The sequence below is a fragment of the Ectothiorhodosinus mongolicus genome, from assembly GCF_022406875.1.
GTDB classification, from domain to species: domain Bacteria; phylum Pseudomonadota; class Gammaproteobacteria; order Ectothiorhodospirales; family Ectothiorhodospiraceae; genus Ectothiorhodospira; species Ectothiorhodospira mongolica.
Map to the genome: position 1 here is coordinate 504,054 of NZ_CP023018.1, position 22,575 is coordinate 526,628.

The 22,575-nt window shown below is 55.4% G+C and carries 19 protein-coding genes; 1 reads left to right on the top strand and 18 read right to left on the bottom strand.

The features are described from left to right. Positions 1-9 precede the first annotated feature (9 nt). The 18 genes from CKX93_RS02045 to ssb all read right to left on the bottom strand — a co-directional run bounded on the left by CKX93_RS02045 (position 10) and on the right by ssb (position 19,574). Positions 10-846 carry a carbon-nitrogen hydrolase family protein gene (locus tag CKX93_RS02045; RefSeq protein ID WP_076754772.1) on the bottom strand — a complete coding sequence of 279 codons (837 nt, stop codon included), beginning with the start codon at positions 844-846 and terminating at the stop codon, positions 10-12. Further along, positions 843-1,214, bottom strand: coding sequence for a hypothetical protein (locus CKX93_RS02050; RefSeq protein ID WP_076754774.1), 372 nt, complete (start codon positions 1,212-1,214; stop codon positions 843-845). The genes CKX93_RS02045 and CKX93_RS02050 overlap by 4 nt, the downstream gene beginning before the upstream one ends. Positions 1,215-1,241: 27 nt before the next feature. Then, positions 1,242-4,844 carry a YhdP family phospholipid transporter gene (locus CKX93_RS02055; protein WP_159435513.1) on the bottom strand — a complete coding sequence of 1,201 codons (3,603 nt, stop codon included), beginning with the start codon at positions 4,842-4,844 and terminating at the stop codon, positions 1,242-1,244. 8 nt (positions 4,845-4,852) lie between these two features. After that, the gene (gene rng, locus CKX93_RS02060) at positions 4,853-6,331 is read right to left on the bottom strand and encodes a ribonuclease G (RefSeq protein WP_076754777.1); all 1,479 of its coding nucleotides are present in this window, start codon (positions 6,329-6,331) and stop codon (positions 4,853-4,855) included. A 16-nt stretch (positions 6,332-6,347) separates the two neighbouring features. Then, the gene (locus CKX93_RS02065; protein ID WP_076754778.1) at positions 6,348-6,929 is read right to left on the bottom strand and encodes a Maf family protein; all 582 of its coding nucleotides are present in this window, start codon (positions 6,927-6,929) and stop codon (positions 6,348-6,350) included. Between the two features lie 2 nt (positions 6,930-6,931). After that, a complete protein-coding gene (gene rlmH, locus CKX93_RS02070) occupies positions 6,932-7,405 on the bottom strand; it encodes a 23S rRNA (pseudouridine(1915)-N(3))-methyltransferase RlmH (protein ID WP_076754780.1) in 474 nt (157 codons plus the stop codon). 7 nt (positions 7,406-7,412) lie between these two features. Beyond that, positions 7,413-7,808, bottom strand: coding sequence for a ribosome silencing factor (gene rsfS / locus CKX93_RS02075; protein WP_076754782.1), 396 nt, complete (start codon positions 7,806-7,808; stop codon positions 7,413-7,415). Positions 7,809-7,816: 8 nt separating this feature from the next. Next, a complete protein-coding gene (nadD, locus tag CKX93_RS02080) occupies positions 7,817-8,470 on the bottom strand; it encodes a nicotinate-nucleotide adenylyltransferase (protein ID WP_076754784.1) in 654 nt (217 codons plus the stop codon). A gap of 18 nt (positions 8,471-8,488) precedes the next feature. After that, positions 8,489-9,754 carry a glutamate-5-semialdehyde dehydrogenase gene (locus CKX93_RS02085; protein ID WP_084178601.1) on the bottom strand — a complete coding sequence of 422 codons (1,266 nt, stop codon included), beginning with the start codon at positions 9,752-9,754 and terminating at the stop codon, positions 8,489-8,491. A 35-nt stretch (positions 9,755-9,789) separates the two neighbouring features. After that, a complete protein-coding gene (gene holA / locus CKX93_RS02090; protein WP_076754787.1) occupies positions 9,790-10,812 on the bottom strand; it encodes a DNA polymerase III subunit delta in 1,023 nt (340 codons plus the stop codon). Positions 10,813-10,821: 9 nt separating this feature from the next. Further along, positions 10,822-11,313 carry an LPS-assembly lipoprotein LptE gene (locus CKX93_RS02095; protein WP_076754789.1) on the bottom strand — a complete coding sequence of 164 codons (492 nt, stop codon included), beginning with the start codon at positions 11,311-11,313 and terminating at the stop codon, positions 10,822-10,824. Continuing rightward, positions 11,310-13,763: a leucine--tRNA ligase gene (gene leuS / locus CKX93_RS02100; RefSeq protein WP_076754791.1), complete on the bottom strand. Its 2,454-nt coding sequence runs from the start codon at positions 13,761-13,763 to the stop codon at positions 11,310-11,312. Before leuS ends, CKX93_RS02095 begins: the two co-directional genes overlap by 4 nt. Before the next feature lie 83 nt (positions 13,764-13,846). Next, positions 13,847-15,391, bottom strand: coding sequence for an apolipoprotein N-acyltransferase (gene lnt / locus CKX93_RS02105; RefSeq protein WP_076754793.1), 1,545 nt, complete (start codon positions 15,389-15,391; stop codon positions 13,847-13,849). Next, positions 15,388-16,266, bottom strand: coding sequence for an HlyC/CorC family transporter (locus CKX93_RS02110; RefSeq protein ID WP_076754795.1), 879 nt, complete (start codon positions 16,264-16,266; stop codon positions 15,388-15,390). Before CKX93_RS02110 ends, lnt begins: the two co-directional genes overlap by 4 nt. Beyond that, on the bottom strand, positions 16,256-16,723 hold the full coding sequence (gene ybeY / locus CKX93_RS02115) for an rRNA maturation RNase YbeY (RefSeq protein WP_076754797.1): 468 nt from the start codon (positions 16,721-16,723) through the stop codon (positions 16,256-16,258). The genes CKX93_RS02110 and ybeY overlap by 11 nt, the downstream gene beginning before the upstream one ends. Further along, a complete protein-coding gene (locus CKX93_RS02120; protein ID WP_076754798.1) occupies positions 16,713-17,738 on the bottom strand; it encodes a PhoH family protein in 1,026 nt (341 codons plus the stop codon). The genes ybeY and CKX93_RS02120 overlap by 11 nt, the downstream gene beginning before the upstream one ends. 9 nt (positions 17,739-17,747) lie before the next feature. Continuing rightward, on the bottom strand, positions 17,748-19,082 hold the full coding sequence (gene miaB / locus CKX93_RS02125) for a tRNA (N6-isopentenyl adenosine(37)-C2)-methylthiotransferase MiaB (protein WP_076754800.1): 1,335 nt from the start codon (positions 19,080-19,082) through the stop codon (positions 17,748-17,750). Continuing rightward, on the bottom strand, positions 19,083-19,574 hold the full coding sequence (gene ssb / locus CKX93_RS02130) for a single-stranded DNA-binding protein (protein WP_076754802.1): 492 nt from the start codon (positions 19,572-19,574) through the stop codon (positions 19,083-19,085). Between the two features lie 166 nt (positions 19,575-19,740). Here ssb and uvrA point away from each other — a divergent pair, with 166 nt between their 5' ends. Then, on the top strand, positions 19,741-22,569 hold the full coding sequence (gene uvrA, locus CKX93_RS02135) for an excinuclease ABC subunit UvrA (RefSeq protein ID WP_076754805.1): 2,829 nt from the start codon (positions 19,741-19,743) through the stop codon (positions 22,567-22,569). Positions 22,570-22,575: the final 6 nt, after the last annotated feature.

Here is a 22,575-nt window from a genome sequence, read left to right on the forward strand (position 1 = left end):
AGTGATCACTTACCTTTTGTCGTGAACCAGTTGACACCCGAGGCGGCGGTGCGAGATTGCTGGAAAACTGCGGCGCACGGCCTGCTGCCGCTCTCGATCCAGCGATGCCAGAACGACGCCAGAACCGCGCGGCAGACGATCCAGAATATTTCCCCAAGGATCGACAATCATGCTGTCACCATGCGTCTCCCGACCATTCACATGGTAGCCGCCTTGCGCCGCAGCAATGAGATACACCTGATTTTCGATGGCCCGGGCGCGCAACAAAGCCTCCCAATGAGCGCGACCAGTGACCGCGGTGAATGCGGCCGGCAACACAATTAACTCAACATCTTCATCCAGAAGACTGCGAAACAACTCAGGGAAGCGCAAATCGTAACAAACCGCCAGCCCGAGCCGGCCAAAAGGCGTATCCATCACCACGACGGAATCGCCGGGGCGCGTCGATTCTGATTCGACATAATATTCATCATGATCGGGGAGACGCACGTCAAACAGATGAATCTTGTCGTATCGCGTGAGACACCGACCTTGATCATCATAGACCAAACAACTGGCGGTAACCCGCTGTTCATCACCGCAATCCAGCGGCACCGTGCCACCCACAATCCAAAGACCTAAACGGCGGGATTGCTCACTGAGAAAATCCTGAATCATGCCAGCGCCCGGCTGCTCACGGATCGCCAATTTATCCTCTTCCCGCATCCCCATCAAAGCGAAGTTCTCCGGCAGCACCGCCAGCTGAGCACCGGCCTTGGCAGCCTCACCCAATAAACGTGCGGCCTCATGCAGATTCGCCGGCGGATGCGTCCCAGACGCCATTTGAATGGCAGCTACTAAAGTCATTGCGATGGCCCTCTCAAGCGCAAAATCAGCTGCCCATCAAGACTGGAATCCAGCTCGGCCTCCAGCCGATCGGACCTCAGCCCTAACGCAGCCAACGCCTGCTGAAGAGACATGAAAACCTGCTGGGCTTCTTCGCCTGGAGGATGATGCACCACCACCGCCGCGCCTTGACCTTGCTCGAAACGCGACATCATGGTGCGTAGAGGTGCCGAGTTCAGCCAATCTTGTAATTGGGTTTTGGCCTGCAACTGATCCAGCGCCAGCACCCACTGGTCTTCAGCATGACTCGGGGCTGCCAAAGCCAAAAGCATCAGCAGCACGCCCGCGGTTGATCGATAACGTCGCATCTGTTCACTATAGCAAGGCATGGTTGAACTTGACGACTCCACTGGGTATTAAGGCGAAGGTGTGGTAGCAATTTCGCGCACCTGCGCTTCCACTTCAGGGGCATTCCATGGACCCGTGACGTGATATTCCAGTCGCATACTGTCATCCAAACGATCACCCAAACCCGCGATACGCTCGAACAAAAATACCGCGATTCCGGCGACGGGGCCGCCCAAAAATGCGCCTGCCAGGGGCAGAGTCGAACGCACATTCGGTGAAACCAGAATCATCTGATCGTAATCCTGCGCCAGCAATCCAGTGCGGCCGCGAATCTGAATTCGGGCAGCAGGCCCATGCAGCAACAAATCCGGGGTGTACAACTGACCTTGTTGTAAATCAAAGGCTCCCTTGAATTCATCAAACACCAGCCCTCGCTGAAACACATCGCGAAAATCCAAAGCCAAGCGACGCGGCAACATATTCAAACTGAACAATCCCAACCATCGTCCGGCACCCGGCTCCACCTCAAGTAATCGCCCCTCTTCGATGTTCAGCTCACCCTGCGCCTCTGCTATCTCAAGTGCGAAGTGGGTGGCTGCATCTGGCCAGTGCACGCGTGCTGTGGCCAGCACTCGTCCACCACTAATGTTATGGTTGATATTCAACGCACTCAGCCCCTGTCCCAGATCATCACCGAAGAAACGAATATGGGCTTCGGTGCGGTGTTCCGCATCTTCCCCAATACGCCACTCTCCCTGCGCTTCAGCCTGCAAATACTGATCGCGGCTGGCGACTGAGGCCGACAGCAGACGCAAGCCCTGATCAAAAGGCACACTCTGCCAGCGCAAGTCATGCAATATGCGTTCATTCAAGTGCAGCGCATCAATCGATACATCCAGAGCCGGCAAAACGTGCGGGTCGATGCGGGCGCGCTCCGATCGGTCCTCAGGAAAACCCAACTCCGCCCAGCGCACATAACGCAGCTCAGCGCGCAAACCTTGCTCAGCACTGGGCTCAAAAGGCCAGCGCAACTCACCACTGACGGCTGGTGAATCCATCTGCCATAGCCAGTGTGGTGCCTCCTGCCGACCGCGTAAAAACAGCCTCTCCCCACCCGACTCACCCAAACTAAGCCGCACCCCGGCCGGCCCATCAGCCAAGAGATCCATGCGCAGGTCCAGCAGCCAAGCCTCATCGGCTGTCTTCGCCAAAAGTGATGGCAAGCGAGAAACCACGCCGCGAGTATCGCTGCGTAGGCGCAAATGGGGGGGATCTTGTGGCGCAAATTGCAGTTGTGCCCGCCAGAGGGCAGAGCCGCTTAGGTGATCCCTAACCATTTCGGGGAGTTCCTGCAGCAAAGTCTCGATCGGCTGGAGTCCCAGGGCCTCGATATACACATGTGCATCAGGCTCCCGTCGCACATCTAAACGAATCGCTTCACTATTTAATTTGGCGGTTAAGTTCCGCGAGCTTAGACTGCTCAAATCAAAGCGCAGATCTCCTTGTATATCTTCCAGCGGCCAGGGCAAGCCGGGTGCCATCAAGCGAGTCCCAAGCAACGAAAACCGCCCCTGCAGCTGATCTGGGTTAGCGTGTTTGTGTCGGTCTCTCAGTTCCATTTGCAGACCCAACTCCAATTGCCCCACACCTTGCAATTGCAACGGCTCTAACCAAGCTTGATTGAGCGCAGCTAAGGGCGTGGCCAGCAGGTAGGATTGAAACCCAGGCAAATCTCCGCGGGCGATGCCGCTAAGATCCAATACAGGCCTGCCAAAATCCTCGATACGCACGCTCAAATCCACCACAGGCGTATCCCGCAAGCGGCCACTGGCCTCACGTACCTCCATGCCGGCATTCTTAAAGATCAATTCTGCTTGCACTTGCTCAGCTGAAGGCCATTCGGGGTGGAACTGCAGGCCCACATCACGAACATCGGCACGCACTTCAAAAACACCCTGATCCTGTGGAAACGGAAAATCTTTAAAACGTCCGCGAAATTGCACCTCGCCGCCAGCAATCTCACCCTGCAGCAATGCATTCTCCAGCCAAGTGACCACAATGGGCGGCATAATGCCGCGTGGTAGGTAATGAGAAACCCGGCGGATATCTGCTGAACCGAATTGGCCCTCAAGGATCATCCCTGCATCAGCCTGCAGGTCAAACTCGCCCCGCAATTGCAGAGCGACATCCTGATTACTCAAAGCGATTGAATCGCTGACCAGACTTACACCCTGATCATGCTGAGTGATGTCAAACGACGCCGCTAAACTTTGGATTGCCAGCGCGTCCGTGAACAGCCTTGGGGCAGTGATTGCGGCGGAATCGCTGTAAATCTGCAACTCACCTTGCCCATCGTAAAAGACCACATCACCGTGAATCCCCTGAAATCCCGGTATACCGCGCGCTGGAAGCGTCTGCCCATCGCGCAAACTGGCCTGCAACTGGAGACTTGGCTGGTCTTCTTTAGAGAGCTGGATATGCGCGGATAAGGATTGCACAACTCCGCCAGGCTGCAACTCTTGCAGCCAGTCCGCACCTGGCACAGACCAAGATTGCTGCGCCAAGATAAAAGGCCAAATATCTTCTAAGCGCGCATGATCAAGAGAGATTCGCCAGTCTTGGCGATCCGCTTCTTGGGTGACCTGCAGGTCAAAACCACTCTCAGGCCAGAAACGCGTGCCTCTTTGCACGCGCAGATCATGGCCCCGCATCTGCCAACCCGATGCCTGCTGCTCCCAGAGAAAATGGCCCGCTAGATGATCAAACTTGACCGCCTCGATTGAGGGCTGTGCAACAAAAGGCAGCAGCAATAAATCCTCAATACTCACCAAAGCTTGTGCCCGACGCACTTCACCGCGCATCCAATTCAACCAAACACTGGTCTGAATCTCCGCCTTATCCAGCCCCAATTGTTGTCGCAGCGATTCGGGCAAGCCGGAACCATGCAAAGATTGCCCCCGCAAATAGGCCAAGCCGGACCAGTCACGTGCAGACGCTTCCAAGTGCATATCCATCGCCACATGTAGTGAGTCCCCCAGATACTCGGGCAAAAAAACCTGCCCCGCCAATTGCACACGCTTTGGCTCGGTGACGACAGCCAGCTGCAAATCATGAAACTGATAATCGATGCCCAAACGTCGGTCTTCCCATCGCAACCGGCTGCGCTCCAACAACAAATGCTGACCGGCGATCAAGCCCAGGACATCGCGATCTGCATCGGGGGTTCCGATATCCATGCCCACTGGAGCACCATAAACGCGCACAACCCCAGCTTCATCGCGCAGCACATGCACGTCAGCACGGCGAATCGTCAGGTCGGAAAATACCGGTTGTTGCTGCCACCAACTGCGCCAGACATGGAGATCGACCTGCACCTCACCCACACCGAACAAGACGTCCTGGGCGTGCTGATCCAGCACGGTGACATCGCCCAAGGTGACGCGAGCGCTGACGACTCGCCATTGCACGCGCAGGTCACCGATCTCAACGGTCTCTCCGACCCAAGCAGTGAGCTCCTGCTCTAAGTGGGGGATCAGGTTATCAGCCCACAGCAGGCCAACGCGCAACACGCTGATGGACACGGCCAAAACAATAACCAGCACTGCGCCCCAGGACCACAGCCTGCGCAAGACCCGCGGAACGCGCTGTCTAGACTGCTCAGAACCGGTCACATGACCGCCTAGACGGGCACCACATCAAATTGCTCCTGGGTGTATAGGGTTTCTACTTGGAAGCGGATCGGGATGCCAATAAATTCCTGCAACTGAGCGACGCTAGCTGATTCCTCGTCAAGCAATAAATCCACCACACTTTGTGACGCCAAAACCAGTAATTCCTGGGCATCAAACTGTCTGGCTTCGCGCAAAATCTCGCGGAACATCTCGAAGCAGACGGTCTCGGCCGACTTTAAATAACCGCGGCCGCCACAGGTAGGACAGGGCTCACACAATTGATGCGCCAAACTGTCACGCGTGCGCTTGCGAGTCATTTCTACCAGTCCCAACGGCGAGACCTCACAGATCTGGCTACGCGCGTAATCCTTTTCCATCCCCTTCTCTAGAGCGCGCAAGACCTGGCGTTTGTGCTCTTCCTGCGTCATGTCGATGAAATCGACAATGATAATACCGCCAAGATTTCGCAGGCGCAGTTGCCGAGCAATGGCTTGCGCTGCCTCTAGGTTGGTTTTAAAGGTGGTTTCCTCCAAGTTGCGATGACCAACAAACCCTCCCGTATTGATATCAATCGTCGTCATGGCTTCGGTTTGATCAAAGATCAAATAACCACCAGACTTTAATTCGACTTTGCGATCCAAGGCTTTCTCAATCTCGTCCTCGATATTGTAGAGATCGAATATGGGCCGCTCGCCAGGATAGTGTTCAATATGCGGTAGCAACTCCACCATGTAGCGATTGGCAAATTCAGTGACCTTTTGCAGGGTCTCCCGAGAATCAATACGCACGCGTTCTAATGTGACTCCCGCCATGTCCCGGAGAATGCGTAGACTCAAGGGCAGATCAGCATAAACCTCGGAACCGGCTTTAGCCTGTTTGGCGCGCTCATCAATGCTTTGCCAAAGCTTTTCCAAAAACTCGACATCCTGCTTTAGGGCGTCATGCGTGGCACCATCGGCAGCTGTTCGCGCAATCAAGCCCGGCTTTGCCGTAGTTTCACTTTGCAATTGGCCGAGTAATGTTTTCAAACGCTCGCGTTCTGTCTCTGCTTCAATCCGTGTGGATACCCCGACCACCGAATTATCAGGTAGCAGTACCAGATAGCGGGAAGGGATAGTGATATGGGTGGTCAGTCTCGCACCCTTAGTGCCCATAGGATCTTTGATCACCTGCACGAGTATCTCTTGGCCTTCATGCAGCAATCTCTGAATGGGTTCTCGAGCCACCTCCTCGCCTTCAGGCAGGGCTTCATGATGTGCCGGAGCGACATCCGAGGCATGTAAAAAAGCGGCTCGTTCCAAGCCGATATCCACGAATGCTGCGTCCATGCCAGGCAACACGCGATTCACCTTGCCCTTGTAGATGTTGCCCACGAGACCAAAGCCACGGGCTCGCTCCAAATTAAGCTCTACCAACACGCCATTTTCCACGAGTGCCACCCGCGTTTCCTGCGGCGTGACGTTCATGAGAATTTCCATACCCATCATGCTTGAGTGTCCCTCGCTAAGCGTCCAGTATTCCACAGGCGGCAAGCAGCTGCCCCGTTTCAAAAATGGGCAAACCCATCACCCCTGTGTAGCTACCGTCGATACGCTCCACAAACAGTCCACCCAAGCCCTGTATACCATAGGCCCCTGCCTTATCTTTTGGTTCCCCTGTTTCCCAATAGACGTTAATAGCCCGGGGACTCAAGGCCTTAAACCACACTTGTGTGGCACAGAGTTTTTCATGCAAACCCGCACGACTCTGCAATGCCAGTGCTGAATACACCCAATGGCTGCGCCCCGAAAGACTCTGCAGCATCTCGATGGCGTCGGCGCGACCTCGGGGCTTACCCAAAATCTGCTGATCTATGCCAACCACGGTATCAGCCGCCAGAATGGGTAATGCCGCAGGGCTACACTGATAGGCTGCCTGCGCCTTTTCCCTAGCCATACGCTGCGCAAATGCTGCGGCTAACTCACCCCGGTGGGGCGTTTCGTCAATCTCGGCGGGCTGCACACGAAATACCACACCCAATTGCGCGAGTAATTCTCGGCGGCGCGGTGAAGCAGAGGCCAAAATCAGCTGAGCAGCATCCGCCATTATTAATCCCCTCGATGATAGGGATGACCGCGCAATAAAGACCAAGCGCGGTACAATTGTTCTGCCACCACCACACGCACCAGAGGATGCGGAAAAGTCAGCGGCGATAATGACCAACTCCAGTCTGCACGTTGGCGCACCTGGGCATCGAGGCCGTCAGGCCCACCCACCAGCAGGCTGACATCGCGGCCGGATTGCATCCATTTGTCCAACTGCTCGGCTAAGGCTTCGGTGGTTAATGATTTACCCTGACCGTCCAGAGCAATCACCCAGTTGGCTTTGGGCACAGCATCCAGTAAATCCTCGGCTTCACGGGTTTTTAAAGCCTCTACTTTTGAGCTGCGATGCCGCTTAGGCATGGCGATTTCGCGCAACTCCAAACGACACTCAGCCGGCAGGCGGTCCGCATAATCACGATACGCCTCATTTACCCATGATGGCATGCGCGTCCCGATAGCCAGCAACTGCAAACGCATCAATACCTCAGCGTTTCAGTCGACGAAAGGCAGACTCGGGCAGATCATCCTCTTGTGCCTCATCCTCCTCAGACACCACCCCGGCAGCCAGCCATAGCTTTTCGAGATTATAAAAATCCCGAACCTGCGGCAGCATGACGTGCACCACGACGTCGTTGAGATCCACTAACACCCATTCGGCATCGCGTTCACCCTCCATCCCCAAAGGCTGGACACCGGCGTCCTTTGCTTTTTTCATCACATTGTCGGCCAGGGATTTCACATGGCGATTAGAGCTCCCGGTAGCGATGATCATATGATCGGTAATACTGGTTTTACCACGTACATCGATCACCCGAATATCCTTAGCCTTGATATCTTCTAGGGCCTCGGTGACGAGTTGGCTGAGCTGTTCAGTCTGCATGCATACCTCTATGTCCCTAGCGATGGGTGCTGTGTTTCATGATGGCGGTAAAGCCGTTGTTGTTCAATGTACGAGAGCACGCTGTCGGGTAATAAAAATCGGGGACTATGCCCATCTTGCAACAGCCTACGAATCCGGCTGGCCGAGATATCCAGCTGGGTCACGCTCACATAAAGAATGTGACCAGATGGCGACTCATCCAGTTTTTGCCGCGAATCCACCTGCGCGTCTTTCCAAATGAATGGCGGATCTACCTTACTCGAGCCCGGTCGGTGGGTGACCACCACATGCGCCAAGCCCAGCAAGGCTTGCCAGTCATGCCATTGTTCTATAGCGGCAAAAGCATCCATACCAACGATCAGGCTCATCGCTTGGTTCGGCCCATATTCCGCCCGCAGTTCAGCCAAGGTATCCATCATATAGGAGGGCCCAGGGCGCTGAATCTCGCGTTCATCTAACTGCAAGCTTTGCTGGTCAGCCAGTGCCAAGCGCAGCATGCTCAGTCGCTGTTCCACACTGGCCACAGGAGGACCGCGATGTGCCGGTCGAGCACAGGGAATGATCAAAAGACGCCCCAGCTTCAGTTGCTCCTGCAACTCCCAAGCCGGACGAAGGTGGCCATAGTGAACCGGATCGAAGGTACCCCCGAGAACGCCAATCATGCCAATCCTGGCAAAGTGTTATTCACGAATTTGCCCATCACCCAAAACCACAAACTTCAGGGTGGTCAGACCCTCAAGTCCGACCGGACCACGGGCGTGTAACTTATCGGTACTGATGCCAATTTCGGCACCCAGCCCATACTCGAAACCATCAGCAAATCGCGTTGAGGCATTGACCATCACTGAGCTGGAATCGACCTCGCGCAAAAATCGCCGGGCACGCGTGTAATCCTCAGTGAGGATGGCATCGGTATGGTGTGACCCATAGTGGTTAATGTGCTCTATGGCTTCATCCAAGCCATTGACGACGCGAATGCTCAATATGGGAGCCAGGTACTCCGTCTCCCAATCCTCCTCAGTAGCCGCCGGCATTTGCGGCTCATAACCGCGGCAACGCTCACAACCCCGCAGCTCCACGCCTTTTTCAGCAAACAGCGGCACCAAGGCGCTCAACGCCCGGGCAGCAATAGACTCAGCCAGCAACAAGGTCTCTGTGGTGTTACAGGTTCCATAGCGCTGGGTTTTGGCGTTAACGGTCACGCGCACGGCTTTTTCCAAATCGGCATGATCATCGATATAGACGTGACAAATACCATCCAGATGCTTGATCACCGGTATTTGTGATTCCTCACTAACCCGCGCAATCAAGCCTTTACCGCCACGCGGCACGATGACATCCACCCACTCTTTGAGACGCAATAACTCACCCACGGCGGCGCGGTCGGTGGTGCCCACCACCTGCACGGCATCTGCGGGCAACCCAGAGGCTTCTAATGCCTCGCGAATGCACTCAGCCAAGGCTCGATTAGAGTGAAAGGCTTCAGAACCACCACGCAGGATGGCGGCATTACCCGACTTCAAACATAGACCTGCCGCGTCCACCGTCACATTGGGTCGCGATTCATAGATAATCCCAATGACACCCAAGGGCACGCGCATGCGCCCCACCTGGATTCCGCTGGGCCGATAATTCAAATCTGTAATCGCCCCCACGGGGTCTGGAAGCGCTGCAATCTGCCTCAAACCATCGGCCATCGCCGCCAGGCGCTCGGGGTTGAAGGCCAGGCGATCTAGCATAGCCGCATCCAGACCCGCAGCCCGCCCGGCCTCCAGGTCCTTGCGATTCTCTGCCATCAAGGCGACTTCTCGCGCCTCCACGGTATCAGCAATGGTAAGTAAGGCATGGTTACGCGCAGCAGTATCAGCGCGCAGCAATGCTCGGGCAGCCTGGCGAGCCTGCTGCCCCATGTGCAGCATATAATCTTGAATGTCTTTAGGTGTCATAGACCGATTGTCGCAAATTTCCGCCCCAAAGGGGATTAGACCGACAGCTCAGGTCGCCCTGACCCGGCCAAACACTGGCACAAATCAGCCAAAGCCTCCCACGGCTGCCGCATAGCCTGGCCCTTGATGGCACGATCCACCTGCGCGCAGCGGCGTAATAATGTCCCGATCTGGCGGCGCGGATGGCGGCGCAACGCCTGTCGCACAATGCCTTGGCGCTTAGCCGGTCGCACTGTGGATAACACCTGCTGCGCGGGCGTTCCCGCCGCAGCTTGCTCGGCCAACGCCAATAACTGCCGAATTTCTCGACTCAGCCCCCACAACACCAGGACGGGCTCAGCACCCTCCTGCCTCAAACCCTCAAGAATGCGCAGACTGCGTCCGCACTCGCCCGCGAGTGCCGCATCAACAAGATCAAAAACATTGAATCGCGCGCTATCCCCCACAGCCGCCATCAGCTGCTGACTGTCGATGGCACCGGCACCGAAACACAGACGCAGTTTCTCGATTTCCTGCACAGCGGCGAGCAAATTACCTTCGACTTTCTCAGCCAACAAGGACACCGATTCCGTATCTGCCTGCAGCCCCAATGAGCGCATACGCTCGGCGATAAACTGTTGCGTTTGGCGCAGATCCAAAGGCCACATAGGTACCATCACGCCAGACTGATCCAAAGTCTTCACCCAAGCCGCTTGTCGCTCACGGGCTTCTAAACGGCTGGCCTGAATGAGTAATAATACGTCCTCTGGAGGAGCTGCACAAAAGGCCCTTAATGCCTCACTGCCCGCTTTACCTGGACGCGCTGAGCCCATGCGCAATTCCAAAATGCGTCGACTGCCGAATAAGGACAAGTGATTTTGCTGCATGACCAATTGCTGCCAGTCAAAGCTCTTATCGACAAAGTAGGTCTCACGCTCGGTGAAGCCCGCCTGTTTGGCGGCGGCGCGAACGGTGTCGGCCGCCTCTAACATTTGCCAAGGCTCATCACCGGTCAATAAATAAATCTTTGCCAACGACTTTTGCAGTTGGCCGGCGAGTTGCTCAAACTTCAGCTGCATAACATCTAACTAGAATTGCGCCGTGCGCAGACGCAGCATAATTAACTGCACGGCGTCGCGGCGCATCGCCTCCTGCAGTGTTGATTCCTGTACATCTCGGCTTAATATCTGCTCAGCATCAAACTGATAATCGCGGCTGAGGTTTAAAGAGACGGGCTCAAGCTCAAACTCATCATTGATACCCGCAACCTCATAGGTAAAACGCAGAAACAGCTCATATTCGTTGACTCGGCCATCACGCCCTACCGAGACCACGCGGCGGCCCGATTCGAAATCACGAAACCTCAGCACAGCGCTGGCCTGCGTGCCAGGAACCACAGTAGCCCCTTGCGCATTGAGACCTCGCTCCAATTCTCGATACAGCGGATCTCCCGAACTCAAACCGGTAATTTGCAGCTGCTGCAGCGGAGCCGGCAACACCCCCACGCCCCGCAGCTGAAAACCACAGCCTGCAAGCAGCAACACCACTAACACCGTTAACAGCGCAGTCAATCGCCTCATTTCACCACCACATTCACTAGTTTCCCAGGAACCACGATGACTTTAGCCACCGCTTTTCCTTGCGTATGTCGCTGCACATTCTCATCAGCCAACGCCGCCTCTTGAATTTGTTCTGAGCTGGCCTTCGCCGAGACTTCAATATTGGCGCGCAACTTACCATTGACTTGCACCACCAGACTCAACGTATCACTAAGCAAAGCAGCCTCATCAACATGCGGCCATGGCGCGTCAATGACCGCCTGATGATGTCCCAATGCCTGCCAAAGTGCATGCGTGATATGCGGCACAATCGGCGCCAGCATCAGAGTGATGCCCTCTAAGACTTCCTGACTCAGCGCGCGCCCCGAGTCGCTGCTATCGTCAAAGCGCCCCAGATCATTGAGTAATTCCATACACGCGGCGATCGCTGTATTGAAGGTTTGCCGACGTCCGATGTCATCACTGACTTTGGCGATGGTCTGATGCAGCTTGCGCCTGAGTTCCGCCTGAGCCGAGCTTAGGCGAGTCGTATCCAATGGCCCAGCAGGCCCACTGGCGAGATGATCATGGGCTTGCTTCCACAATCTCTTGAGAAACCGAAAGGATCCTTCGACGGCCGAGTCCGACCATTCCAATGACAGCTCCGGCGGCGCTGCAAACATCGTGAATAAACGCACGGTATCGGCGCCATAACGCTGAATCAGTGCCTCAGGGTCTACCGTATTGCCCTTGGACTTAGACATTTTGGCGCCGTCTTTGAGCACCATGCCCTGGGTGAGCAAGCGCTGAAAAGGCTCATCGCATGTCACCAAGCCTTCGTCACGCATCAGCTTGTGGAAGAACCGCGCATACAACAGATGCAACACAGCATGTTCAACGCCGCCCACATACTGATCCACTGGCAGCCAATATCGTGCACGCTCATCCAGCATCGCGGTATCAGTATTGGGTACCGTGTAGCGGGCGTAATACCAAGACGACTCAAAAAAGGTGTCGAACGTATCCGTCTCCCGCTGCGCTGCGCCGCCGCACTGAGGGCATGTCGTCTGCATGAATTCGGACATTTTTTTCAGTGGCGAGCCGACGCCGTCAAAAGCCACATCCTCGGGCAATACCACCGGAAGTTGTTCCTCAGGAACCGGCACATCACCACAATCCGGACAATGGATCATGGGAATCGGGCAACCCCAATAGCGTTGCCGTGAGACACCCCAATCGCGCAGCCGGTAGTTCACCTGGCGGGCACCTTTGCCCGCTCCCTCAAGATGCTCGGCAATCGCCGCAAAAGCCTGATCAAAATCCAGACCATCAAAGGCGCTTGAGGCCACCAAGCGGCCCTTCTCAGTCCACGCCTGTTGCTCCAAATTCACCTCAGACTCCGCTTCCATGGGCGCAATGACCTGCTTAATGGGTAAGCCATAAGCGCGTGCGAACTCCCAATCACGCTGATCATGGGCCGGCACCGACATCACCGCCCCCGTGCCGTAGTCCATCAGCACAAAATTGGCTGCCCACACCGGAATGCGCTCGCCACTGATGGGATGAATCGCATGGATACCCGTATCCACACCGCGTTTTTCCATGGTGGCCATATCAGCCTCGGTGACGCCGGCATGACGGCATGCTTCGATAAATGCCGCCAACTCGGGCCGCTGCTTGGCAGCCTCAGCCGCCAACGGGTGCTCAGCGGCCACTGCCAAATAAGTGACCCCCATCAGCGTGTCGGGGCGCGTGGTGTAGACCTTCAAAGCATCCCGGTCGGGGACGTCAAAGCAGACCTCTACGCCCTCCGAGCGACCAATCCAGTGGCGCTGCATGGTGCGCACCTGCTCAGGCCAGCCCTCTAGTTGATCTAAACCATTAAGCAACTCCTCCGCATAATGCGTAATCCGCAAAAACCATTGAGGAATCTCGCGCCGCTCCACTTTGGCACCAGAGCGCCAACCCCGACCATCAATCACCTGCTCATTAGCCAAAACAGTCTGGTCGACAGGATCCCAATTCACCACCGCAGTTTTTTTGTAAACCAGGCCTTTTTTAAACAGGCGGGTGAATAACCACTGTTCCCAGCGGTAATAGTCGGGCTGACAGGTGGCCAGCTCGCGCGACCAGTCATAAGCAAACCCCAGCCGCTTGAGTTGGCGCCGCATGTAATCGATGTTTTCATAGGTCCAACGCGCCGGTGGCACCTGATTGGCAATGGCGGCATTCTCAGCAGGCAGGCCAAAAGCATCCCAACCCATGGGCTGCAGCACGTTTTTACCCAACATGCGCTGATGCCTGGCGATCACATCACCGATGGTGTAGTTGCGCACATGCCCCATATGCAATCTGCCGCTGGGATAGGGGAACATCGACAGACAGTAAAATTTCTCCTTCGCGCTGTCCTCATGGGCGCGAAAACACTGGCCGTCATCCCAGTAAGACTGAGCCTGAGTTTCAATCAAATCGGGATCGTATTGTTCTTGCATATCAGACTCAAAAAAGGGGTAAAGCCAAGGTTAAGCTGCCAAGAATACCAGCGCCCGATTCCGACGAACAACCAAAGCCGGCGTTAAGCTTTCGCGCGAGGCCCTCGTCGCGCCGACAGCAAGGCCAGACCCACCATCAAACCCAACAATGAGATCAATGGCGCATCCCCCCATCGCACGTATGGGGTCGTACCCTGGCGGGGTTGCGCGCTGGTGCGCAGAACATGGGGCTCGAATTGCGGGGAGACGGCGCTGAGGCGACCGCGATAGTCAATCACCGCAGAGATGCCAGTGTTGGTGGCACGCAGCATATCCCGGCCGCTTTCAACACTGCGCATGCGAGCGATCTGCAGATGTTGATGAGGCGCTATCGAGTCACCAAACCACGCATCATTGCTCACATTGACCAATAAATGCGCCTGCGGCAGGGCCAGACGCACCAAACCCGCGTAAGCGCCTTCGTAACACACCGAAGGCCCCAAAACCCAGTCGCCCACTTGCAGCACACGATCACCGGTTCCAGGGGATAAATCCGCCATCGGCAAATCCATCCAGCGGTCCAGCCAATGCAAAGCCTTGCGCAGCGGCAAATATTCGCCAAATGGAACGAGGCGGCGTTTGTGATAAAAACTCGATTGCTGCCGATCCACATGCACGATGCTGTTGTGTAGCTTGGCCGTAGCATCATCATAAGTAAACACGCCCGCAATCAGTGCACCGCCGGCGGCGTGTACTTGATCGGCCAGCGGCCACAGCAGTTCATCGCGAATCTCACGATAAAACGTTGGCACGGCAGTCTCTGGCCATATCACCAGCTCTGCCCCCAAAGCCTGCTGTGTTAAGTCGTAATAGACCTGTATGGATTGCGGCAATTGCCAGGGTTGTAGTTTCTCGGCTTGGGCCACATTACCCTGCAGCAAAGCCACGGTGACTGGCGCCCCCATCGGTTGAGTCCAATTAACCTGCTGTAAGCCAGCGCCCAAAACCCAAATAAACAGCAGCAGGGCGGCAGCCTGCCAACCTCGGCGACGTTGTGACAAGAGCCCCCAAGCCAATACCCCCGCCATCAAAGCCACCATCAGCGATACGCCAAACACCCCGACCACCGGGGCATAGCCGGCCAAAGCCGTGTCGACATGAGCACTGCCCAATAGTAACCAAGGAAAGCCCGTCAAAAAAACCGAGCGAAAAGCCTCAAAAGCCACCCAACTGGCCGGCATCAATAAAAGCAATTGGCTGGTTAAAGCCAAACGCCGACCCAATAGCGCCAAGAGATAACCCAATAGTGCGGGGAATAAGGCTAGAAACAAGACAAAGCCAGCGGTGATCAAGGCGGCCAGCGGCGCTATGGCCTCACCAAATAAGTACAAACTGTAATAAATCCAATAGACACCCGCGCCAAAAAAACCGACACCAAAGGCATACCCGCGCCAGGCTGCAGCCCGCGGTTCAGCGCGAACCCAAAGGATAAAAAGCGTCGCGGGGGCGACAATACTCAGAGTGCGCCAGGCGAACGGGGCAAATGCCAGAACCAGCGATAGGCCAGCGACTAGGGCAAGCAGTAGAGCGGCTCGAGGATGCCGCCCCAGCCACTCGGGCAAGCCAGCCACCTGATTCGCCGTATTCATTCCGCCTCTGGCGTTTTCGTGACCGTCTCAGGCAAAGTCTGGCGCGTCAACTCAAACAAGTGTACCCGCCGATTGTCGGCCCGCAGAATACGCACTTGAAAACCATCAAAGCTGATCTCTTCGCCGCGCTTGGGTAAGTGTCCGAATAAATGCACCACATAACCGCCGATGGTGTCGAATTCCTCGTCACTGTACTGCGTATTGAAGTAAGCGTTGAATTCCTCAATCGGGGTTAATGCCTTGACCGTATAGCGTCCATGCGCATGACGCAGAATATGGGTCAGAAAGTCTTCGATATCATGCTCATCATCGATATCACCAACGATTTGTTCCAACACATCCTCGATGGTGATGAGGCCCGCGACGCCACCGTATTCATCGACAACAATCGCCATGTGATTGCGGCTATTACGAAACTCGGTGAGCAGGACGTTCAGACGCTTACTTTCCGGCACAAAAACAGCAGGGCGCAGAATCTCCTGCATAGAGAAGCGATCGCGTGATGCCTCGACAAAATAACGCAGCATATCTTTAGCCAATAAAATCCCCACCACTTCGTCGCGGTCATCACCGATCACCGGAAAACGTGAATGCGCAGACTCGGTCAAGACTGGGATGATTTCATCAATGCGTGCATCGCGTTGCACGACGTCCATTTGTGCGCGCGGGATCATGATATCTCGCACCTGCATTTCTGTGACCTGCAATACACCTTCAAGCATCGCCAGTGCATCGAGGTCCAGCAACTGGCGTTGATGCGCGCTGCGCAGAGTCTCCAATAATTGGTTGCGATCCCGGGGCTCGGCTAACAGGGCCAGACCAATGCGTTCTGCCCAACTGCGCGCCCCCGGTTGACTAGGTCGATCAGATGCCATGGGGTTTTTCGTTCACCTCGTAAGGGTTGGCTAATCCTAGCTGCGACAGAAGATCAATTTCCAGTCGTTCCATGACTGTGGCTTGCGCCGCATCTTGATGATCATAGCCGCGCAAATGCAATACGCCATGAATCACCAGATGTGCCCAATGATTTTTGACCGGCTTGTGCTGTTGTTCCGCTTGTTTTAACACCACAGGAGCACAAATCACCAGATCGCCTAGATGCGTACACGGCACCTCAGGAGGCGCCTCAAACGGAAAAGACAGCACATTGGTCGGTCCGGATTTCTGACGATAAGTTTGGTTTAACTGGGCACTTTCCTCGGTATCCACCACCCGAATCAATACCGTGCCAGGGGTCTTTTGCCGCGCCAAGTTAGCCCATTCATGCAATTTTTTCGGACTGGGCAAGCCGCGGCGTGACAGCGCGTATTGCACCTGCACATCAGTGGCCATCGGAAGAATCCATGGGCCGTTCTGACGCGTCATACGCTTCGACAATACGCTGCACCAGCGGGTGTCGCACCACATCTCGGGAGTTGAAAAAGGTGAAACTCACCCCTTGGACGCCCTGAAGAATTTCCAACACTTGGCGCAAACCCGAGCGTTGTGAACGCGGCAAATCGGTTTGCGTGACATCGCCATTCACCACAGCGGTTGAGCCAAAGCCAATGCGCGTCAAAAACATCTTCATCTGCTCAGGCGTGGTGTTTTGCGCCTCATCTAAAATCACAAAGGCATCATTCAAGGTTCGCCCACGCATATAAGCCAAGGGCGCGACTTCAATCACATTGCGTTCCTGCAGGCGGGCGACTTTTTCAAACCCCAGCATCTCATAAAGGGCGTCATACATTGGCCGCAGATAGGGATCGATTTTCTGTGCCAAATCGCCCGGCAAAAAGCCCAAACGCTCACCGGCTTCCACCGCCGGACGCACCAGCACCAAGCGTCGCACGCGATCAGCCTCGAGTGCTTCACAGGCGGCAGCGACCGCCAAATAGGTCTTACCGGTGCCCGCTGGACCTACACCAAAATTCAGATCATGGGTGCGGACATTCTGCAAGTATTGAATCTGGTGTGCGCCCCGACCACGGATGACACCACGTCTGAGTTTCAGCGCCTCAAATTCGCGCTCCGCATCACTGCCGCCGCTCTCCAGCAGACGCTCGATGCCGGACTCCTGCAAAAACAAATGCACGGTTTGCGGATTCAGGCTCGTATGCTCACAGTGGCGGTAAAGATCACGCAAGAGCTCCGCTGTGGCCTGCACCGCACGAGCATCACCCAAGAGATTGAAATCCGCACCGCGGTTATTGATTTCCACACCCAGGCGCCGCTCGATCAGCCGTAGATGTTCATCAAACTGGCCACACAAATTCGCCAAGCGCTCGTTATCAACGGGTTTTAGTGTCAGCGCGATACTGCTGGCTGCGGCAGGCGTCACAACACGCTCCGGTTTGGGATTACTCATGGCTTGGCATCAAGCGGCGTTATCCTGCAACTCACCGCGCAAAGAGTGGCTGAGTGCTTGGGTGATGCGCACATCGACAAACTGACCCACCAAGGATGCATCACCCACGAAATTCACCATCCGATTATTTTGTGTACGGCCAGCCCATTCCCCCGCATCACGCCGCGATGGCCCTTCGACCAAAATGCGCTCAACATTTCCCACCATAGCCTCACTGATGCCTCGAGCATGAGCCTCGATATGCGCCTGCAGCTGTTTCAGCCTTTGTTTCTTGACCGCCATGGGCGTAGGGTCTTCTAAGCTGGCCGCCGGCGTCCCGGGTCTGGGGCTGTAGATAAAGCTGAACGAAAAATCAAAACCAATATCCTCAATCAACTTCATGGTCGCAGCAAAATCCGCATCGGTTTCACCGGGGAAACCGACAATGAAATCCGAGGAGATGCTGATATCTGGACGTACTTCGCGCAGGCGGCGGATCTTAGACTTGTATTCAAGGGCAGCATGTCCCCGCTTCATGGCAGTCAGAATTCGATCGGAACCGCTTTGCACCGGCAAATGCAAATAGCTGGCTAATTCGGGCACCGTGGCATAGGCCTGAATCAGGCTGTCCGAGAACTCCACCGGATGCGAGGTGGTAAAACGGATACGCTCAATACCCTCAATGGCCGCCACGTAATGAATCAGCAGTGCGAGGTCTGCCGTTTCATTATCATGCATGCGGCCGCGATAAGCGTTGACGTTCTGCCCCAACAGATTCACCTCACGCACGCCTTGCTCGGCCAATTTAGCCACTTCCGCCAGCACATCATCAAAGGGCCGACTAATCTCCTCACCGCGGGTATAGGGAACGACACAAAAACTGCAGTACTTGCTGCAGCCTTCCATGATAGAGACAAAGGCCGTGGGACCTTCTGCTCGCGGCTCGGGCAAGCGGTCGAATTTCTCGATCTCGGGGAAGGAGACGTCAACCACGCTGCGCCCCTCGCGCTGAGACTTTTCTAGCAGATCAGGCAAGCGATGCAGCGTCTGCGGGCCAAAAACCAAATCCACAAAGGGGGCGCGCTGTCGCAACAGATCACCTTCTTGACTGGCTACGCAGCCTCCTACGCCGATGACTACCCCGGGCTTGGTCTCTTTAAGTTGACGCCAGCGGCCCAGCTGCGAAAAGACTTTCTCTTGCGCTTTTTCGCGGATCGAACAGGTATTCAGCAGCAAAATATCTGCTTGGCTGGGATCATCCGTGGCTTCCGCGCCATGCGACTCTTTGAGCACATCAAGCATCTTGCTCGAGTCGTACTCATTCATTTGGCATCCCTGCGTTTGGATAAAGACTTTGGTGCTCATTTAGAACGGAATATCATCATCGAACTGGCTACCGCCACCCGCCGATGCGGCAGACGAAGCAGGAGTTTTGCTCTGCGAGGCGCCACCGGCGCTAGCGGGTGCACTGCGAGGTTCACTGGGCTGATCCCAATTATCGGCTGAACCACCCCCGGCTCCGCGGCCACCGAGCATTTGCATGTCGTTGACGATAATTTCTGTGGTATAGCGATCCTGGCCATCCTGACCCTGCCATTTGCGCGTCTGGATACGACCCTCCACATAAACCTGAGAGCCTTTGCGCAGATATTCTCCAGCAACTTCAGCGGTTCGCCCATAGAATGTTAGACGATGCCACTCAGTGCGCTCTTGCTGCTCACCCGTTTGGCGATCCTTCCAACGCTCAGTGGTGGCCAAATTCACATTGGCAACTGCTCCACCGCTGGGCATATATTTCACTTCTGGGTCAGCCCCCAAATGGCCGATCAAAATCGCTTTATTAACCCCTCTGGACATACCTTACTCCTGAATCTGTGTGAACCCAGTATAGGCTAGCGGATGTTACTGGATGGACAAATACCGCCCATCCGAAAAATACCTGCACTAAGCCGCATCCGTCAGCGCTTTTCTCTCTGCTGCGCATGTTAACCTATTTGTTTGTCCGAAGACTGCTAGCCATCCTATGCAACATATTATCGTCCGCGGCGCGCGAACCCACAATCTTCGCAATATCGACCTGGTTCTGCCTCGCGACAAACTGATTGTCATCACCGGCGTATCGGGCTCTGGCAAGTCATCTCTGGCCTTTGACACCCTATTTGCCGAAGGACAGCGGCGTTATGTGGAGTCTCTGTCTGCGTATGCGCGGCAATTTCTATCGATGATGGAAAAACCCGATGTTGACCATATCGAGGGGCTATCACCCGCTATATCTATCGAACAAAAAACCACCTCGCACAACCCCCGCTCAACCGTCGGCACAATCACCGAGATCTACGATTATCTGCGCCTGTTATTTGCGCGTGCGGGCACACCTCGCTGCCCAACCCATGGCAACAGCCTAGAGGCGCAAACGGTCAGTCAAATGGTGGATCAGATCCTGGACTTACCCGAAGGCGACAAACTCATGCTGCTGGCGCCGGTGATCAAAGAGCGCAAAGGCGAGCACCTGAATCTCTTGGATGGGCTGCGCGCTCAAGGATTTCTTCGCGCCCGTATCGACGGCGAGGTGGTCGATTTAGATGCCACACCGGATCTGGATCCCAAACGCAAACACAGTATCGAGGTGGTGGTGGATCGCTTCCGTGTTCGCGAGGACCTGCGTCTGCGCCTAGCCGAATCACTAGAAACCGCTCTGCAGCTGGCTGATGGCATTGCCTTGGTCGCCTGGATGGACGAACCGCATCGTTCACCTTTGGTGTTTTCTGCCAGCTTTGCCTGTCCTGAGTGCGGATATGCGCTACAGGAATTAGAGCCGCGGCTGTTTTCCTTTAACAACCCCGTAGGCGCCTGCCCCAGCTGCGATGGCTTGGGCATCCACCAATATTTTGATCCAGCCCGTGTCGTGGGCCATCCTGAACTCAGCCTAGCCGGCGGAGCGATACGTGGCTGGGATCGACGCAATGCCTACTATTTCCAGCTGCTACAAGCGCTGGCGGCGCACTATGATTTTGACATTGAAGCGCCCTTTGAGGGCCTACCGCAGCGCGTGCGTGATGTGGTGCTCTACGGCAGTGGCAGTGAGGCCATTAACTTGGCGTATCACAATGCACGTGGTCGTGTATCGCGCACGCAACTGCCTTTTGAAGGCATTATCCCTAATTTGCAACGCCGCTATCATGAAACCGATTCCAACATGGTGCGCGAGGAGTTAGCCCGCTATCGCGCGACCCAAGCTTGCCCCGATTGCCAGGGAACACGACTCAATACCGCAGCACGCAATGTCTTTGTGGGTGAACGCACCTTGCCAGAAATCACCGCTTGGCCCATTGGTCAAGCCCGGGCATTTTTTGGTGAGCTGAGTTTACCCGGCAAACAGGGAAAGATTGCGGAAAAAATCGTCAACGAGATCAGTGCGCGCCTAGATTTTCTCGTCAATGTGGGTTTGGATTATCTCACCTTGGATCGTTCCGCTGACACGCTCTCAGGCGGTGAAGCCCAGCGCATTCGCTTGGCCTCACAAATCGGCGCGGGCCTTGTCGGCGTCATGTATATTCTCGACGAACCCTCGATCGGCCTACATCAACGGGATAATGAGCGACTGCTCAATACGCTCACCTATTTGCGTGATTTAGGGAATACCGTGCTGGTGGTCGAGCATGATGAAGATGCCATTCGGCGCGCTGATCATGTGGTGGATATGGGGCCAGGCGCGGGTCGTCATGGTGGGCAAGTAGTGGCTCAAGGAACCCCAGAGGAAATCACGCAAACCCCGGAATCACTCACCGGACAATATCTCAGTGGCCAAAAATGTATCGCCATACCCAGCAAACGCCATCCCCCCAAGAAGACCAAACAATTGGTGATTCATGGTGCCAGTGGCAACAACCTCAAAAGTGTGGATGCATCCATACCCATTGGCCTATTTACCTGCGTCACAGGAGTCTCGGGCTCAGGAAAATCCACGCTCATCAACGACACCTTGTACCGCCTAGTTGCCCAGCGCCTAAACAATGCCTCTGAAGCACCCGCGGCTTTTGCATCGGTCAGCGGCCTCGAGCACATCGATAAGGTCGTCGATATCGATCAAAGCCCGATTGGCCGCACGCCGCGCTCCAATCCGGCCACCTACACAGGCCTGTTCACGCCGATACGGGAACTGTTTGCTGGCACTCAGGAAGCCCGCTCCCGCGGTTATGCGCCGGGGCGCTTCTCATTTAATGTGCGTGGCGGCCGCTGCGAGGCATGCCAGGGTGATGGCGTCATCAGAGTAGAGATGCATTTTTTACCGGATGTCTATGTGCCCTGCGATGTCTGCAAGGGCAAGCGCTACAACCGCGAGACGCTCGATGTGCATTACAAAGGCAAGAATATTCATGAAGTCTTAGAAATGACCGTGGAAGATGCCTTGGTCTTTTTTGATGCGGTACCCGTGGTCAAGCGCAAGCTAGAGACGCTGATGGATGTCGGCTTGTCTTATCTGACCTTAGGGCAAAACGCTACCACCCTGTCCGGCGGCGAAGCACAACGAGTGAAATTAGCGCGAGAGCTGTCCAAGCGTGACACTGGCCGAACCCTCTATATTCTCGACGAACCGACCACCGGCTTACATTTTGAGGATGTGGATCAACTGCTCAAAGTGCTGCATCGTCTCAGGGATCACGGCAACACTGTGGTGGTCATCGAACACAATCTGGATGTCATTAAAACCGCCGACTGGCTGATGGATTTAGGGCCAGAAGGGGGATCGGGCGGTGGCGTAATTATTGCTGAGGGAACCCCAGAGCAACTTACAACCAACCCGCACTCGCATACAGGACGCTTCCTAGCCCCACTGCTGAAAAAGAGCTAACCCCCT